The organism is Pseudomonas putida, assembly GCF_028682395.1.
Taxonomy (GTDB): Bacteria; Pseudomonadota; Gammaproteobacteria; order Pseudomonadales; family Pseudomonadaceae; genus Aquipseudomonas; species Aquipseudomonas putida_AB.
The window spans coordinates 218,172-234,443 of the sequence record NZ_JANHLC010000004.1; the positions used below are offsets into that span (position 1 = coordinate 218,172).

The 16,272-nt window shown below is 62.2% G+C and carries 11 protein-coding genes; 2 read left to right on the forward strand and 9 right to left on the reverse strand.

The window, feature by feature from the left end; genetic code table 11:
- The first annotated feature begins 123 nt into the window (after window positions 1-123).
- The gene (locus NPS46_RS12290) at window positions 124-2,250 is read left to right on the forward strand and encodes a TonB-dependent receptor family protein (RefSeq protein ID WP_274107464.1); all 2,127 of its coding nucleotides are present in this window, start codon (window positions 124-126) and stop codon (window positions 2,248-2,250) included.
- Here the strand turns inward: NPS46_RS12290 and NPS46_RS12295 are convergent.
- From NPS46_RS12295 to glnE, 9 genes are all read right to left on the reverse strand, one after another.
- Window positions 2,247-3,698, reverse strand: coding sequence for a lipopolysaccharide kinase InaA family protein (locus tag NPS46_RS12295; protein ID WP_274107466.1), 1,452 nt, complete (start codon window positions 3,696-3,698; stop codon window positions 2,247-2,249). The genes NPS46_RS12290 and NPS46_RS12295 overlap by 4 nt on opposite strands.
- Window positions 3,698-4,450 (reverse strand): lipopolysaccharide kinase InaA family protein, encoded by a 753-nt coding sequence (locus tag NPS46_RS12300; RefSeq protein WP_274107468.1) that lies wholly within the window; start codon window positions 4,448-4,450, stop codon window positions 3,698-3,700. Before NPS46_RS12300 ends, NPS46_RS12295 begins: the two co-directional genes overlap by 1 nt.
- Window positions 4,447-5,181 carry a lipopolysaccharide kinase InaA family protein gene (locus NPS46_RS12305; protein ID WP_274107470.1) on the reverse strand — a complete coding sequence of 245 codons (735 nt, stop codon included), beginning with the start codon at window positions 5,179-5,181 and terminating at the stop codon, window positions 4,447-4,449. The genes NPS46_RS12300 and NPS46_RS12305 overlap by 4 nt, the downstream gene beginning before the upstream one ends.
- Complete coding sequence (rfaP, locus tag NPS46_RS12310; RefSeq protein WP_274107472.1) at window positions 5,181-5,987, reverse strand: lipopolysaccharide core heptose(I) kinase RfaP; 807 nt, start codon at window positions 5,985-5,987, stop codon at window positions 5,181-5,183. Before rfaP ends, NPS46_RS12305 begins: the two co-directional genes overlap by 1 nt.
- Window positions 5,984-7,108, reverse strand: a complete 1,125-nt coding sequence (locus tag NPS46_RS12315) for a glycosyltransferase family 4 protein (protein WP_274107474.1) — start codon at window positions 7,106-7,108, stop codon at window positions 5,984-5,986. The genes rfaP and NPS46_RS12315 overlap by 4 nt, the downstream gene beginning before the upstream one ends.
- The gene (waaC, locus tag NPS46_RS12320; RefSeq protein ID WP_274107476.1) at window positions 7,108-8,169 is read right to left on the reverse strand and encodes a lipopolysaccharide heptosyltransferase I; all 1,062 of its coding nucleotides are present in this window, start codon (window positions 8,167-8,169) and stop codon (window positions 7,108-7,110) included. The genes NPS46_RS12315 and waaC overlap by 1 nt, the downstream gene beginning before the upstream one ends.
- 1 nt (window position 8,170) lies before the next feature.
- Complete coding sequence (waaF, locus tag NPS46_RS12325) at window positions 8,171-9,205, reverse strand: lipopolysaccharide heptosyltransferase II (RefSeq protein WP_274107478.1); 1,035 nt, start codon at window positions 9,203-9,205, stop codon at window positions 8,171-8,173.
- Between the two features lie 59 nt (window positions 9,206-9,264).
- On the reverse strand, window positions 9,265-10,188 hold the full coding sequence (locus NPS46_RS12330) for a branched-chain amino acid transaminase (protein WP_274107480.1): 924 nt from the start codon (window positions 10,186-10,188) through the stop codon (window positions 9,265-9,267).
- 108 nt (window positions 10,189-10,296) lie between these two features.
- The gene (gene glnE, locus NPS46_RS12335) at window positions 10,297-13,236 is read right to left on the reverse strand and encodes a bifunctional [glutamate--ammonia ligase]-adenylyl-L-tyrosine phosphorylase/[glutamate--ammonia-ligase] adenylyltransferase (RefSeq protein WP_274107482.1); all 2,940 of its coding nucleotides are present in this window, start codon (window positions 13,234-13,236) and stop codon (window positions 10,297-10,299) included.
- 382 nt (window positions 13,237-13,618) lie between these two features.
- Here glnE and aceE point away from each other — a divergent pair, with 382 nt between their 5' ends.
- Window positions 13,619-16,264 carry a pyruvate dehydrogenase (acetyl-transferring), homodimeric type gene (gene aceE / locus NPS46_RS12340; RefSeq protein WP_274107484.1) on the forward strand — a complete coding sequence of 882 codons (2,646 nt, stop codon included), beginning with the start codon at window positions 13,619-13,621 and terminating at the stop codon, window positions 16,262-16,264.
- Window positions 16,265-16,272: the final 8 nt, after the last annotated feature.

Here is a 16,272-nt window from a genome sequence, read left to right on the forward strand (position 1 = left end):
CACTACTTGTAACGCTAGGGTGCTATGGAAATTTCGCCCAGACGGGAGCGCAACCGCTAAACTCGCGCCCTTTTTTTAAGTAGGCCACCGCTCGGCCGCTAGAACTGGAACCCCGATATCCCCATGAAAACAGTTGCCCACGCCCCTCTGGCCTTGCTCTCGCTCCTGGCCCTCAGTGGCCAGAGCCTCGCCGAAAGCACCGCCCTGGTACTCGATCCCAGCGTGGTCACCGGCTCGCGCAACGAAAGCCGTAGCTTTGACCTGCCTTACTCGGTCGATAGCATCGACGCGCAACAGATCCAGGATGGCCAGCTCGGCATCAATGCCTCGGAAGTCCTGTCCCGGGTCCCCGGGCTGGTGGTGCAGAACCGCCAAAACTATGCCCAGGACCTGCAAATTTCCTCGCGCGGCTTTGGCGCCCGCTCGGCCTTCGGCGTGCGTGGCCTGAAGCTGATCGCCGACGGTATTCCCGCCAGCACCCCTGACGGCCAGGGGCAGGCGGCGACCTTCAACCTCGACACGGCCGAGCGCATCGAAGTGCTGCGGGGCCCGGCGGCGACCCTGTATGGCAGCAATGCCGGCGGGGTGATCCAGATGTTTTCCCGCGACGGCGAAGGCCCGCCGCGCATCGGCGCCGAAACCCTGATGGGCAGCGATGGCTTGAGTAAACACCATCTCAGCGCCGAAGGTGCGGTGGATAATGTCGGTTTTGTACTCGATGCCTCGCGCATGGACACCGATGGCTATCGTGACCATAGCGCCGCGCGCCGCGACCAGACCTTCGCCAAGCTCAACTTCCAGCCCGATGACGACAGCAAACTGGCCTTGATCTACAGCAGCCTGGAACAGAACGGCACCCAGGACCCGCTGGGGCAGGCCTGGAAGGACTATAAAGCCGATCCGCGCTCGGTCAGTGCCGGCGCACTGAACTACAACACCCGTAAAAGCATCGACCACCAGCAACTGGGCATGAACTACGAGCGCTACTTTGGCGATGCGACCCTACAAGTCACCGGGTACACCGGGCAGCGTAGCGTGATTCAGTATCTGTCGATTCCAAAAGAGATCATCCGTAACAACGTACCCGGTCCCAATCCGGCCAATGAACGTGGCGGCGGTGTGGTCCAGTTCGATCGCAAGTTCTACGGTGGCGGCGTGCGCTGGCTGCAACCGATCCATGGCGTACCGGGCGAACTGACCCTGATCGGTGGCGTCGACTTCGACCAAAGCCGCGATGACCGCCATGGCTATCAGAACTTCAGTGGCAACCTGCTGGGGGTCAAAGGTGAACTGCGCCGCGATGAAGTCGACACCGCCCGCAGCCTCGATCCGTATATCCAGGCCAACTGGGCCATTGACCGCTGGACGGTGCAGGCCGGCCTGCGTCACAGCAGCATGGAGCTGGAAGTCGACGACCACTTCCTCAGCAATGGCGACGCCAGCGGCAGCAAGACCTACCAGAAAAACACGCCATCACTGAGCGTGATGTACGCCTTTACCCCGGACCTGCACGGCTACGTCAGTGCCGGCAAAGGCTTTGAAACCCCGACCCAGGCCGAACTGGCCTATGCCCCGGGTGGCACCGAAGGATTCAACTTCGGCCTCAAGCCCTCGACCAGCAAACAATATGAGATCGGCCTCAAGGCACGACTGGGCGAGAGCACCCGGATCAATGCCGCAGTTTTCCAGATCACCACCGAGGACGAGCTGGTGGTAGCCGAATCCAATGGCGGGCGCACCAGTTACCAAAACGCCGGACGCACCCTGCGCCGCGGCTTCGAACTGGGCATCGAAAGTCAACTGAGTGAGCAATGGAGCGCCAATCTGGCTTATACCCGCCTACAGGCGACCTATGACAGCGACTTCACCAGCGGTAAGGACACTTCGCTAAAACAGATCGACAAGGGCAATTACCTACCCGGCGTCCCCCAGACCAGCGTATTTGGCGAGCTGGTCTGGCGACCACGGGACTGGGTGAGTACCGCCCTGGAGGGCATGTATCGCAGCAAGGTCTATGTGGAGGATACCAACCAGGAGCGTGCCGCTCCGGCTTATACCGTGGTCAACTGGCGCGCCCGCTTCGAGCAGAACATCGAGCACTGGACCTTCCACCAGACCCTGCGCCTGGACAACCTGCTGGACCGCCAGTATGTCGGCTCGGTCATTGTCGGCGATGGCAACGACCGCTTCTACGAAGCGGCGCCGGGCCGCTCGTGGTATGCCGGCGCCGGCGTGCAGTACCGCTTCTAAGTTTCCTGGTGGGCGGTGCTCGGCAGACGCTGGTCGAGCACCTGGTACAGCGCACTGCTCTCGGGCCAGTTGCGCATAAAGCGCGCACGATCCTTGGTATAGGCCGAAGCGAAGCCACTGGCCGTGGCGTGCTGGCACATCGAGTCGAGATCGATCAACGCCCAGCGCCCCTCATGCCAGAACAGATTGTAACCCTTGAGGTCGCCATGGCTGATGCGCTCGCGAATCAGTTCGGCGAACAATTGCTCAAGCGCCGCCAGCTCGGCCTCGGGCACCGCGCCCGACTCGACATAGGGCGCGAAATGCTCGATCAGATCGGGGCCCGACAAATGCTCGGTCACCAGGTACGCGGTACTGCGCAGCCAGCAGAAACGCCGCTCCAGCAGGGCCAACGGTTTCGGGGTGGCAATCGCGAGAAAGCCCAGGCGATTGCCTTCGCGCCAGGCGTGCCAGGCGCGGCTTGGGCGCCAGAAGCGTTTGAGCCAGTGGACAAATCCCTTGATGTTGTAGCGTTTGAGCAACAAGGTTCGACCATCGACCTCGACCCGCCCGACACTCGCCGCGCCGCCGGTCTTGTACAAATGCCCCTGAGCCAGCAGCGCATCGGCATTGGCCAACACCGGCAGCATGGCGGCCTCTTCCTCGCGGCGGATCGCCCGCAGGCCAAAGGGACCACGTTGCACGCTGAACAGCGTGCACTCACGGCCGACCTTGGCCATAAAGTCGCGCAATCGCCAGCCACGAATTCTCTCCACCTGCTTGAGCAGTGCTTCCAGCGGCAACGCATGCTCGCCATTGCTCAGCAGATAGTGCACCAGCAACTCTTCGATATAGGGCTCAAAGGACTTGGGCAACTGGGCGAAAAAAACCCCCAGGTTTTCCAGGACCTTTTGCCGGGACAGCGGCTTGCCAGCCGCCTCGACACAGATACCGGCGCCATCGATCAGATACAAATGCCCCTGGTGACGCAGCAGGTTGTCCAGATGCAAATCATCCTGCCACAGCCCCTTGGCATGCATCTGCGCAATCGCTTCAAGCGCTTCGGCCAGCACCTGTTGCTGTGGATCAGACAGTGGCGGCGAAGCCTCGACCTGACTCCAGGCGTCGCCCAGGCTCTGCGCGCCCTCCAGCAGCTCGAACAGGAGCCAGCCGCCCTCGCCATCCTGCAAGCCATCAGCCAACAGCAACGGCGTGGTCAGGCCCTGCTCGGCCAGCAGCCGAACGCCCTTGAGCTCACGCTGAAAATGCCGCGCCGCCTTGCTGCCAACCAATAGCTTGGCCAACACCGGCCGCCCGCGCCAGACACCGGCGCCGACATAACGCTGTCCTGGCAGCACCCGCAACAGGCTGAGCAACTGCAGCTGGGCCGGGCCGGCAGCATCGGCCAGCTCCAGGCTCAGGGGCAGTTCAGGCGTACGGCCGGCGGTCTTGAGCTGTGACAGGCGCATCAGCGGCCCTCCTTGTGGCTACGCCGTGCCGCCAGGCGCTGATACCACTGGTCGGTCAAGGCGCTATGGCCGGGCTGCTCCAGGTAGCTGGCCAGCAACGCGCGAACATCCGCCTCGCTCCAGGCATCGGCCCGCCGCAGCAAGGGCTCCAGGTCCTTGACCCGGTCACGTTGACCGAACAGCAGTGGCCGGGTCTTTTCCAGGTCGATCAGTTGCGCCCGATAGGCGTCACCGTCGGCCTGCAGGAAAATATGCTTGGGGTAGAAACAGCCATGCATCTGGCGGACGCCGTGCAGGTGGCGCGCCAGCTCACCACAGGCCCGCAGAATTGCCTGCTGCTGCAGACCGGACAACTGCGGCCATTGCGCCAACAGCGAATCCAGGTCGCTCCAACCATCGAGGGCCCGCGTCAGCAGGATCGCCTGGTGCTCGCCCGCGACCTTGCGCTCACCGAAAAACGCCGCCTGCAAGGCCGGCACACCCAATTGGCGGTAGCGGCTGATATTACGAAACTCGCGGGCAAAACTTGGCTCGCCAAAGGGCCGATGCAAGGTGCGCGTCAGGTAGTTGCTCTGGCGCTTGAGGTAATAGCCCTGGCCCTCAAGCTGTAGGCGAAACACACTGCTCCAGCCGCCACGGCTGGTATTGGGTTCGTCCACCGCTTCCAGCTCGCAGCGCCACAGCGCGTCGAACGTCCCCAGGCCATGGCGCTCCAGCAGCTCGCGGTCGGAACCGGCAATAAAATCAGTCATTCGCGTCCCTCGAAAAACCGCACGACATGGCGCACGCGGCGCTTGTCGTCGGCATTGAGCCGAGCCCGCTGGCAGTACTGCAAATAGAAGCGCAGGCGTTGGGTGGCCGACAGATGATACTTGGCCACCTTGTCCAGGCAGGCCAGATCCTTGGTGATCCGGTACTTGAGCCAGAAACCGCGCCAGAAATCACCGTTGGGGCAGTCAATCAGAAACAGTCGGGCCTGATCGTCGATCAACAGATTGCGCCATTTCAGGTCGTTATGGGTGAAGCGCTGGTCATGCATGATCCGCGTATAGCGGGCCAACTGCCGGCTGACGCCATCGACCCACGCCCGGTCGGCCAGCAGCGGGTCATTGCGCTCGGCCAGGGCCGAGAGGTCTTCGGTGTTGGGCAGCTCGCGGGTGATCAAGGCGCCGCGCGCATAGCTCATGCCCTTGCGTTCCAGGCCCCAGGCCACCACTTCGGCAGTGGGAATCCCCCACTTGGCAAAACGCTTGAGGTTCTGCCACTCGGAGCGTACCCGCGGCTTGCCCAGGTAGCGACGCAGGCCCTTGCCGGCGCCGGTATAGCGCTTGACGTAATAGTGGACGCCGTCACGCTTGACGCGAATGACCTCGGACAACGGGTCCTGGGTCAACCGCTCGCCCTCCAGGGCAAAGACTTTCTCCAGGCTGCCGAAGTCCTCGGCGAGTTGCATGTAACCAGGCTCCAGATTCCAACCCGACATCAGAGCGCATCTCCGTACCGCTGTTTTCGATCGTAAAGTTTGTTCGCCTTGCCCTCGAGCCAGGCCAGCAGCCGGGCCTCCTCGCGCAAGATCTGGCGCAATGGCTGCTGAAAATAGCCGCGCAGAAAGCGCAGCTTGTCGCGCCGGGTCAGGCCGATATCCAGGGCTGAGAAATACAGGGCCGCCAGGTCCTTGTCGCGCCAGCGCCGGGTAATGGCTGGGCGAGTCTGGGCGCGGTGCAGGTCGATCACCGACAACTTGAAATCGTCGGCCGTCACCGGTCTGTCGGTGTGCAGCAGGAAATGGCAGATGTAGCAGTCGCGATGGTTGACCCCCGCGCGGTGCATCATTCCGGTCATGCGGGCTACTTCGGCGATCAGCGCACGCTTGAGCCGTGGCTCGGGCGGCTGCTTGCACCAGTCAAGGCTGAAATCCTCGAGGCTGACGGTGGGTGCCAGTTCCTCGGTGACGATAAACGAATGCTGGTCCGCTGGATTGCGCCCGCGCTCGCCATAGGCCACCGCCGTCATGGTCGGCACGCCGACTTCCTGCAGGCGCTGAATCGCTTGCCACTCCTGGCCCGCACCGAGGACCGGTAGCTTGGCGGTCAGCAGGTTCTTGAAAATTTCGCCCCAGCCGATACCACGATGGATCTTGACGAAATAACCCCGCCCTTCCACTTCGGTACGCAAGGTGCGCCGCGCTTCCAGCTCACGGTAGACCTCGCCCTGCAACTGCTCGACTTCGGCGAACGCATCGCGTCCGGCCCAAAGGCGCTTGAAGGGTTCGGCAAGAATCAACTTCATCGTTGTGGCTCCGCCAGAATCACATCCGCCGCGCGCTGCGGCATGCTGTAGAGGTCCGCGGTGTCGGCAAAGGCCAGACCGTTGCGGCTCCAGGTCGCCCGCGCGTCATCATCGGCCAGCATCTCGCTCAGGTAGCGATTGAGCTGGGCCTGTTCGAACGGCTCATCGAGCACCCGCCCGCAATCGGCCTCGGCAATGTAGTGCGCGTACCCGCACACCGCGCTGACCAGCACCGGCAAACCGGCCACCAGGGCTTCAAGCAGTACGGTGCCGGTGTTTTCGTTGTACGCCGGGTGGATCAACAGGTCGGCACCCAGCAGGAACCGCGGAATATCGCTGCGCCCCTTGAGGAACTGGACCTGATCGCCCAGGCCCAGTGCAGCGCTCTGGAGTTGAAATACTTTGGGGTCGTCCTGGCCAATCACAAGCAGGCGCGTGCGTTTTTTCAGCTCGCTCGGCAAGGCCGCCAGCGCCTTGAGGCTGCGATCGACGCCCTTGGTCTTGAAGCCCGAACCGATCTGGACCAGCAGCAGTTCGTCGTCCGCCAGGTTGAATTCGGCGCGCAGGCCGGCGCGGATCTCGGCGGCATTGACCGGGGCCCGGCGGTCCGGGGCAATGCCCGGCGGTAACAGGTGAAAGCGCTCGACGGGGGTGTCGTAGTGCTTGATAAACAGCGGCTGCTGGACTTCGGAGATCATCAGGATCTCGGTCCGCGAGTCCTTGGCAAAGACCGCCCTCTCATACTCGGCAAAGTGCCGGTAGCGGCCCCAGCGGCGGTACAGCGAGTGGCGCAGGTTCTGCGCCTTGTCCTCGAAGCAGCCATCGGCGGCGTAGTAGACATCCAGGCCGGGCATCTTGTTGAAGCCGATCAGCCGGTCCACCGGACGCTTGGCCAGGTCGGCGGCCATCCAGGCACTGAGCTTCTCGTTGCGCCGGTGATTGAACAACGCCTTGACTGGCGCCACCAGCACTTCGAAACCCTCGGGAATATCGCCCTCCCAGATCAACGTATAGACACGGATCTGGTGACCGCGCCGCTGGCACTCCAGGGCAATGCGCATGAAATCGCGCTGCAACCCGCCAAAGGGGAAATACTTGTAAAGGACAAATGCCAATTGCATCAGCGCAGCTCCTCAGCCAGTAACAACGTGCTCAGTCGGCTTGCGACACGCTCGGGATTCAAGCGAGTGAAGCACAACGGCCACTCGCGCTTTAAATCGAACCGCCGTTGATCCTCGGCAGTCGGTTGATAAGTACATTTTTTCTGCAGGCAGGGCGCACAGGAAAAGTCGCTCGCCAGGTGAATCTGCGCGCGACCATAGGCGCCGGTCAGCCCTGGATTGGTGGGGCCAAACAGCGACAGGGTCGGTACATCCAGCGCCGCTGCCAAGTGCCCAAGGCCGGTATCCACCGCCACACAGGCACTGGCATCGGCCAGCACTCGCGCCACCCCGGCCAGGTTCAGTTTGGGCAGGACCACGGCATTTTTCAGCCCTTGGGCGATGCGCTCGGCCCGGGCTTTTTCCGCCGCGTTGCCCCAGGGCAGCTTCACTTCGACGCCCAGGTGCCACATACGTTCAGTCAGCTCGCGCCAGTAGGCTTCGGGCCAATGCTTGGTGTCCCAGGTGGTGCCGTGAAGGAACAGCACAAAGGGATTCTTGCGCGGCAGTTCGACCAGTTTGTCGACGCTCAAGCCGTAGTCGCCCAGCCCCTTGGGCAGGTCGTAGCCCAGTGCTACGGCAAACAGTTGGCGCACCCGCTCCACGGCATGCTGGCCACGGGCGACTGCCAGGCGGCGGGAATAAAAACGACTGGCCAGGGGCTCGCGCGCCGACTGGGAGTCCAGGCCGGCCACCGGGGCCTTCACGTAGCGGGTCAGCCAGGCACTTTTGACCAGGCCCTGGGCATCGATCACCAGGTCGTACTTGACCTCGCGCACGCGCTGCTTGAAGCGCCGCCATTCGCCGCTCTTGATGGTCTGCCAGATATTTTTGCGCCAGCGCCGAATAGCCACCGGGATCACCCGATCCACGGCGGGATGCCAGCTCGGGATCTCGGCGAAGCCTTCTTCGACGACCCAGTCGAAACGAATCCCGGGAATCGCCCGGGCGGCGTCAGTCAGCGCCGGCAGGGCATGGATCACATCGCCCAGCGAGGAAGTCTTGATCAACAGTACCCGCAACTTAGCGAACCTCGACCGCGCAACCCTGCAAGCGTTGCAGGGCCTCGCTCACCGGCTGCGGCAGGAGCTGGCGCAAGCAGTTGTAGTGGCCGAAGCGGCAGGTGCGCTCGAAGCAGGGGCTGCACTCCAGGCCCAGGCGCACGATTTCGACTTGATCGGCCAGCGGCGGGGTAAAGCCCGGCGAGGTCGAACCATAGACCGCCACCAACGGCCGATTCAGCGCCGCCGCCACATGCATCAGCCCGGAGTCGTTGGACACCACGGCATCGGCGCAAGACAGCAGGTCGATAGCCTCGGCCAGGGACGTCTCGCCGCTCAGGTTGACCGACTCCTCGCGCAGGCCTGGAATCAGGCGCTGGCGAATATCTTCACCGACGCCATGGTCATTTTTCGAACCGAATAGCCAGACCTGCCAACCCTGGCGAATCTTCAGTTCCGCGACCTTGGCATAGTGCTCGGATGGCCAGCGCTTGGACTCGCCAAATTCGGCGCCCGGGCAGAGCGCCAGGACCGGGCGGTCCAGCGCCAGGCCGAACTTGGCCAGCGCGGCCTCGCGGCTGGCCGGCTCGATTCGCAGGCTGGGCCGCGGGTACGGCTGGGGCAACTCGGCATCGCGCTCGTAGGCCAGGGCCATAAAGCGTTCGATCATTAGCGGGTAGCGTTGCTTGTCGAGCTTGCGCACATCATTGAGCAGGCCAAAGCGCAGCTCGCCGCGCCAGCCGGTGCGCTTGGGAATACCGGCAAAAAACGGCACCAGCGCCGATTTCAGCGAATTGGGCAGCAAGATCGCCTGGTCGTACTGGCCAGCCAGGGATTTGCCGATACGTCGTCGAGTCGCCAGTTCAAGGGCGCCATGGCCGAGCGGAAAGCTCAGGGCCTGTCGCACTTCGGGCATGCGCTCAAGGATCGGCCGGCTCCACTCGGGCGCCAGCACGTCGATCTCGCAGTCCGGGTGACGCTGCTTGAGGCACTGGAACAGTGTCTGCGCCATCACCATGTCACCGACCCAACTGGGCCCAACGATCAGAATATTCATTTTCCATCCACAAACGATCAGGGAGGCTTGCGCCTCCCTGCTACAACATGATTGAGCGCTTACTTGACCAGTGTACGCCACTCGGCGTGGGCCGCCGTCTTGCCGGTTACCAGGTCAAAATAGGCTTTCTGCAACTTCTCGGTCACCGGACCACGGCTGCCGATACCGATGGAACGGCCATCGACTTCGCGAATCGGCGTCACTTCGGCGGCGGTGCCGGTAAAGAACGCTTCGTCGGCGATATACACCTCGTCACGGGTGATGCGCTTCTCGACCACCTTGATCCCCATCTCGTCGGCCAGGGTCAGGATGGTGCTACGGGTGATGCCGTTCAGGCACGCCGTCACGTCCGGGGTGTAGACCACCCCGTCCTTGACCAGGAATACGTTCTCGCCCGAGCCTTCGGCGACAAAGCCTTCAGGGTCCAGCAACAACGCTTCGTCGGCGCCGCCGGAAATGGCTTCCTGCAGGGCCAGCATCGAGTTGATGTAGTGACCGTTGGCCTTGGCCCGGGTCATGGAAATATTCACATGGTGCCGGGTAAAGGAACTGGTCCGCACCTTGATCCCGGTACGCAGGGCTTCCTCGCCCATATAGGCACCCCAGCTCCACGGCGCGATGATCACGTGGACCTTCAGGCCGGTGGCACGCAGGCCCATGGCTTCCGATCCATAGAACACCATCGGGCGGATATAGGCGCTGTCGAGGTTGTTCTCACGCACGGCGACGCGGGTCGCTTCGTTGATTTCGTCCTTGGTGAACGGAATCTTCATGTTCATGATGTGGGCCGAGTCGAACAGGCGATCGGTATGTGCCTGCAGGCGGAAAATCGCCGGACCCTGTGGGGTCTCGTAGGCACGCACGCCTTCGAACACGCCCATGCCGTAGTGCAGGGTATGGGTCAGGACGTGGGTGGTGGCATCACGCCACGGCACCAGCTTGCCGTCATACCAGATAACGCCATCACGATCAGCCATCGACATCATTACGCTCCTCAAGAATCCAGCGCCCGCGGGATCACCGCCGGGCAGGTTGGACGAACCGTCTAGTGGCTCGCCGGATACGTCTCAATCACTCGCTTCACCAGGCATCTAGCTCAAGCCCAGCGCATTCCAGATCCGCACGACCGCGCGCCTTTCGGCGACAAACTGATCGCCGCCGATCACCCCCGGGTCCTTCTGCAGAGCCTGACGGTGAGCGGCGGAACGGTAGGCCTTATAGGCCTCGCGCAACAGGCTGGCATCGGTTGCGGGGATCAGCCCGGCCTCCTCTAACCCTTCCAGAATTCGGATATTGTCGGTGTAACGCAGCAGCGCCGGGTGCTCTGCACCCCAGGCCAAGGCCGCGTATTGCACCATAAATTCAATATCGACGATACCACCGGCATCCTGCTTGAGATCGAACGGCGCCGCGGCCTCGAAGGCATTTGCCGCGGTTCCGGCGGCCGTACTCTTGGTGCCCAGGTTGTCGCGCATCTTGGCGCGCATCTCACTGACTTCCTGGCGCAGGGTCGGCAAGTCCCGAGGCCGCCCCAGTACCGTCGCCCGCACCTGTTCGAACGCCGCGCCCACGTCCTTGCACCCCACCAGCACCCGCGCGCGTACCAGGGCTTGATGCTCCCAGGTCCAGGCTTCGTTCAACTGATAACGCTCGAAGGCGCCGAGCGAGCTGACCAGCAACCCCGAGGCGCCGGAGGGGCGCAGGCGCATATCGACTTCATAGAGCTGGCCGGAGTTGGTCTGGGTGGTCAGCAGATGGATGATCCGCTGGCCCAGCCGGGTGAAGAACTGCGCACTGTCGATCGGCTTGGCGCCGTCGGTCTCGGCATTCGGGTCGCCATCGTGGATAAACACTAGGTCGAGGTCCGAGCCATGGCCCAGTTCGATCCCGCCCACCTTGCCATAACCGACAATGATAAAGCCCGGATCGCACAGGCTGCCGTCGGAGCGCTGCGGCGTACCGTGGCGGGCCACGGTCTGGCGCCAGGCCAGGGCCAGGACCTGTTCGAGAATGGCCTCAGCCAGCCAGGTCAGGTAATCACTGACCTTCATCAGCGGCAGGCTGCCGGCGATTTCCGAAGCCGCCACACGCAGACGGTGAGCCAGTTTGAAATGACGCAAGGCCTCCATCTGTTGCTCAAGGTCGTCCTCGGGGATGCGTGTCAGCCGTTCGCGCAATTCGGCCGCCAGCTCCGGGGCCAGCGGCGGCTTGAAGAGGCGCCCTTCGTTGAGCAGCTCATCGAGCAGCATCGGAAAGCGGGTAATCTGCTCGGCGATCCATGGGCTGGCCGCGCACAGGGTCAACAACTGGCGCAACGCGCCAGGGTTCTCCGTGAGCAACACCAGGTAGGCTGAACGCCGGGCCACCGCCTCGACCAATGGCAGCACACGCTCAAGGACCAGGTCCGGATTGGCATGCTCCACGGCCTGGGCCAGCAACCGGGGAATGAAGGCATCCAGCCGCTCGCGCCCCAGGCGCTGCATGGCGCGCAATTGCGGGCTGCTGCGCAGGCCCGCCAGTTGCTTCAATGCCTTGGCGGCGTCATTGAAGCCAGCTTCCTGCAATTGCCGGCAAGCCGCTTCCTCATCCTGGGCTTCTTCCCATAGCGGCAGCCACTCGCCGCCGACAATCACCTCGCCCGACTCGCTTTCGTCTTCATCCGGGTCGGCGATCACCTGGCGGAAATGCCAGTCGACCCGACCGCGCCAGTACATCAATTGCTCATGAAAGGCCGACCAGTCGGTGTAGCCGAGCATAAAGGCGATCCGCGCCTGATCCACCGCGCCTTCCGGCAACATCTGGGTCTGGCGATCGGCAATGGCCTGGATGGCATGCTCGGTGTAGCGCAAAAATTCATAACCCTCGCGCAGCTCGGTGATCACCGCCGGCGGCAGGTAGCCCTGGCCTTCGAGCGTGCTCAAGACCTTGAGCAGCGGGCGCTGCTGCAGGCTCAGGTCGCGGCCACCGTGAATCAACTGGAACGCCTGGGCGATAAACTCGACCTCACGAATGCCTCCGGCCCCCAGCTTGATATTGTCGGCCATGCCCTTGCGCCGGACTTCCTGCTGGATCAACTGCTTCATGGTGCGCAGCGCTTCGATGGCGGAGAAATCCAGGTAACGTCGATAGACGAACGGGCGCAGCAGATCCAGTAACTGGGCACCGGCGACCTGATCACCGGCCACGACCCGGGCCTTGATCATCGCGTAGCGCTCCCAGTCACGCCCCTGGTCCTGGTAATACTGCTCCAGGGCATTGAAGCTCAGTACCAGGGCGCCGGACGAACCGTAGGGACGCAGGCGCATATCGACGCGAAACACAAAGCCGTCGACGGTAATCGGGTCCAGCGCCTTGATCAGGCGTTGGCCCAGTCGGATAAAGAACTCCTGGTTATCCAGCGCACGCTTGACGCCAACGGTCTCGCCGCCTTCGGGGTAGGCGAAGATCAGATCGATATCCGATGACAGGTTCAGCTCCACCGCGCCCAGCTTGCCCATCCCCAGTACGACCATCTGCTGCGGCTCGCCGCTGCGCCAGCCCATGGGCGTGCCGAACTGCTGGCAATGACGCTGGTACAGCCATTGATAGGCCTGGTCGATACTGGCATCGGCCATATCCGACAGATCGCGGCAGGTCTGCTGCAGGTCAGCCTGGCGTGTCAGGTCGCGCCAGATGATCCGCACTTGTTGGCGGCTGCGCTGGCGCCGCAGGAGCCGACCCAGTTCGTCGTCGCTTTCAGCCTGTTGCACCGCACTGGCAATCTGCCCGCACATTTCTCCCGGAGCGAAGGCACGGTCCAGATCACCGAACTGGACCAGCTCCAGGAACATCAAAGGGTCACGCAGCACCTGTTCAATAAAGAAGTCACTGGCGGCGCTGACCCGGGCAAAGTCGGCCCAGCGCTCGGCCGACCACTGGCCCAGGCCGTGGTCGCCATCGAGCGCCGCAACGGCCTCACGCAACGATTGGCCGGCGCGCTCGGCTGCAGGCAGGAGAATGGCGGGCAGCGGGACAAGCGAGGGCAGGCTCATGGTCTATCCTTGATCGGCGAGGAAGCGCAGGGCAGGAGCAAAGACCTGCACCGGACAAAGGGATGGCGTGTCGAACAAAGGTTAGAAATAGCTGAAAATATTAATTTATTAGCATCAAGCATCAACTTTTCATCCATCCATATCGCTCAACAACCAAGAGTAACGATTTTTCTCACAACACAGCAGGAGGCCATAAGCCCATCTTCTGTAGTTTTACTACTCGTCTATACATTCAATAGGCTGAAATGGCGGACGATTTGTAGTAAAACTACACGCCGCCGGAACAATCTCCGGCAATCCAAGAATTTATATCGTCTGCCCACAAGGCCAGTCGCAAACTCAGGCAACCGATTCTGGAAGCCTTTCCGCCCTGGAGCAAGCCATGCAAGACCTCGATCCCGTCGAAACCCAGGAATGGCTGGACGCCCTGGAATCGGTTCTCGACAAAGAAGGCGAAGACCGCGCTCATTACCTGATGACCCGTATGGGCGAACTCGCGACCCGCAGCGGCTCGCAACTGCCCTACGCCATTACCACGCCTTACCGCAACACGATCCCCGTTACCCACGAAGCACGCATGCCTGGCGACCTGTTTATGGAACGCCGCATTCGCTCGCTGGTACGCTGGAACGCGATGGCCATGGTAATGCGTACGAACCTGAAAGATTCTGACCTGGGCGGTCACATCTCCAGCTTCGCTTCCAGTGCGACCCTGTACGACATCGGCTTCAACTATTTCTTCCAGGCCCCGACCGACGAGCACGGCGGCGACCTGATCTACTTCCAGGGCCACACCTCGCCAGGCGTCTATGCCCGCGCGTTCATGGAAGGCCGCATCAGCGAAGAGCAGATGAACAACTTCCGCCAGGAAGTCGACGGCCAGGGCCTCTCGTCCTATCCGCACCCGTGGCTGATGCCCGATTTCTGGCAGTTCCCAACCGTATCCATGGGTCTGGGCCCAATCCAGGCGATCTACCAGGCGCGCTTCATGAAGTACCTGGAAGCCCGTGGCTTCATTCCTGAAGGCAAGCAGAAAGTCTGGTGCTTCCTGGGCGACGGCGAGTGCGACGAGCCGGAATCCCTGGGCGCCATCTCCCTGGCTGGCCGCGAGAAGCTGGACAACCTGATCTTCGTCATCAACTGCAACCTGCAGCGCCTCGACGGCCCGGTTCGCGGCAACGGCAAGATCATCCAGGAACTCGAAGGCGTGTTCCGTGGTGCTCAGTGGAACGTGACCAAAGTCATCTGGGGCCGTTTCTGGGACCCACTGCTGGCCAAGGACGTCGACGGCATCCTGCAACGTCGCATGGACGAAGTCATCGACGGCGAGTACCAGAACTACAAAGCCAAAGACGGCGCGTTCGTACGTGAACACTTCTTCAACTCGCCTGAACTCAAGGCGATGGTTGCCGACCTGTCCGACGACGAGATCTGGAAACTCAACCGTGGCGGCCACGACCCGTACAAGGTCTATGCGGCGTACCACGAAGCGGTCAACCACAAGGAACAACCCACCGTCATCCTGGCCAAGACCATCAAGGGTTATGGCACCGGTGCCGGCGAAGCGAAGAACACCGCGCACAACACCAAGAAAGTCGATGTCGACAGCCTGAAGTTGTTCCGCGACCGCTTCGATATCCCGGTCAAGGACGAAGAACTGGAGAACCTGCCGTTCTTCAAACCAGAGCCAAATAGCGCCGAAGCCCGCTACCTGAGCGAGCGTCGTACCGCACTGGGCGGTTTCGTACCGCAGCGCCGGGCACAGAGCTTCAGCGTTCCGACCCCGTCGCTCGACACCCTCAAGGCGATCCTGGACGGCTCGGGCGACCGCGAGATTTCCACCACCATGGCCTTCGTGCGGATCCTCGCGCAGCTGGTCAAGGACAAGGACATCGGCCCACGCATCGTGCCGATCATCCCGGACGAAGCCCGTACCTTCGGTATGGAAGGCATGTTCCGTCAGTTGGGCATCTACTCCTCCGTTGGCCAGCTCTACGAGCCGGTCGATAAAGACCAGGTGATGTTCTACAAGGAAGACAAGAAGGGCCAGATCCTCGAAGAGGGCATCAACGAAGCGGGCGCCATGAGCTCCTTCATTGCGGCCGGTACTTCGTACTCCAGCCACAACCAGCCGATGCTGCCGTTCTACATCTTCTACTCGATGTTCGGCTTCCAACGCATTGGCGACCTGGCCTGGGCGGCCGGCGACAGCCGTACCCGCGGCTTCCTGATCGGCGGGACCGCCGGGCGGACCACGCTCAACGGCGAAGGCCTGCAACACGAAGACGGTCACAGCCACATCCTGGCGGCCACCATCCCGAACTGCCGCACCTTTGATCCTACCTACGGCTACGAGCTGGCGGTGATCATCCAGGACGGCATGAAGAAAATGACCGAAGAGCAGCAGGACGTTTTCTACTACATCACCGTGATGAACGAGTCCTACCAGCAGCCAGCCATGCCGGCCGGTGTCGAGGACGGCATCATCAAGGGCATGTACCTGCTCGAGGAAGACACCAAGGAAGCGGCGCACCACGTCCAGCTGATGGGCTCCGGCACCATCCTGCGTGAAGTCCGTGAAGCGGCGAAGATCCTGCGTGAAGAGTTCAATGTTGGCGCCGACGTGTGGAGCGTTACCAGCTTCAACGAACTGCGTCGCGATGGCCTCGCCGTAGAGCGCAGCAACCGTCTGCACCCGGGCCAGAAGCCTGCGCGCAGCTATGTCGAAGAGTGCCTGGCGGGCCGTAAGGGTCCGGTAATCGCCTCTACCGACTACATGAAACTGTTTGCCGAACAAATTCGTCAGTGGGTACCGTCCAAGGAGTTCAAAGTCCTGGGCACCGACGGTTTCGGCCGTAGTGACAGCCGCAAGAAGCTGCGTCACTTCTTCGAAGTCGACCGTCACTTCGTGGTGTTGGCAGCCCTGGAAGCTTTGGCTGACCGAGGTGAAATCGAACCCAAGGTGGTAGCGGACGCTATCGTCAAGTTCGGGATCAACCCGGAAAAACGCAACCCACTGGACTGCTGAGGAGATTT

Bases quoted from the DNA above. Each gene is read 5' to 3' on its own strand.
- NPS46_RS12300 (WP_274107468.1), bottom strand. From the start codon at position 4,450: ATGACTGATTTTATTGCCGGTTCCGACCGCGAGCTGCTGGAGCGCCAT.
- glnE (WP_274107482.1), bottom strand. From the start codon at position 13,236: ATGAGCCTGCCCTCGCTTGTCCCGCTGCCCGCCATTCTCCTGCCTGCA.
- NPS46_RS12305 (WP_274107470.1), bottom strand. From the start codon at position 5,181: ATGTCGGGTTGGAATCTGGAGCCTGGTTACATGCAACTCGCCGAGGAC.
- NPS46_RS12295 (WP_274107466.1), bottom strand. From the start codon at position 3,698: ATGCGCCTGTCACAGCTCAAGACCGCCGGCCGTACGCCTGAACTGCCC.
- waaF (WP_274107478.1), bottom strand. From the start codon at position 9,205: ATGAATATTCTGATCGTTGGGCCCAGTTGGGTCGGTGACATGGTGATG.
- NPS46_RS12290 (WP_274107464.1), top strand. From the start codon at position 124: ATGAAAACAGTTGCCCACGCCCCTCTGGCCTTGCTCTCGCTCCTGGCC.
- rfaP (WP_274107472.1), bottom strand. From the start codon at position 5,987: ATGAAGTTGATTCTTGCCGAACCCTTCAAGCGCCTTTGGGCCGGACGC.
- aceE (WP_274107484.1), top strand. From the start codon at position 13,619: ATGCAAGACCTCGATCCCGTCGAAACCCAGGAATGGCTGGACGCCCTG.
- NPS46_RS12315 (WP_274107474.1), bottom strand. From the start codon at position 7,108: ATGCAATTGGCATTTGTCCTTTACAAGTATTTCCCCTTTGGCGGGTTG.
- NPS46_RS12330 (WP_274107480.1), bottom strand. From the start codon at position 10,188: ATGTCGATGGCTGATCGTGATGGCGTTATCTGGTATGACGGCAAGCTG.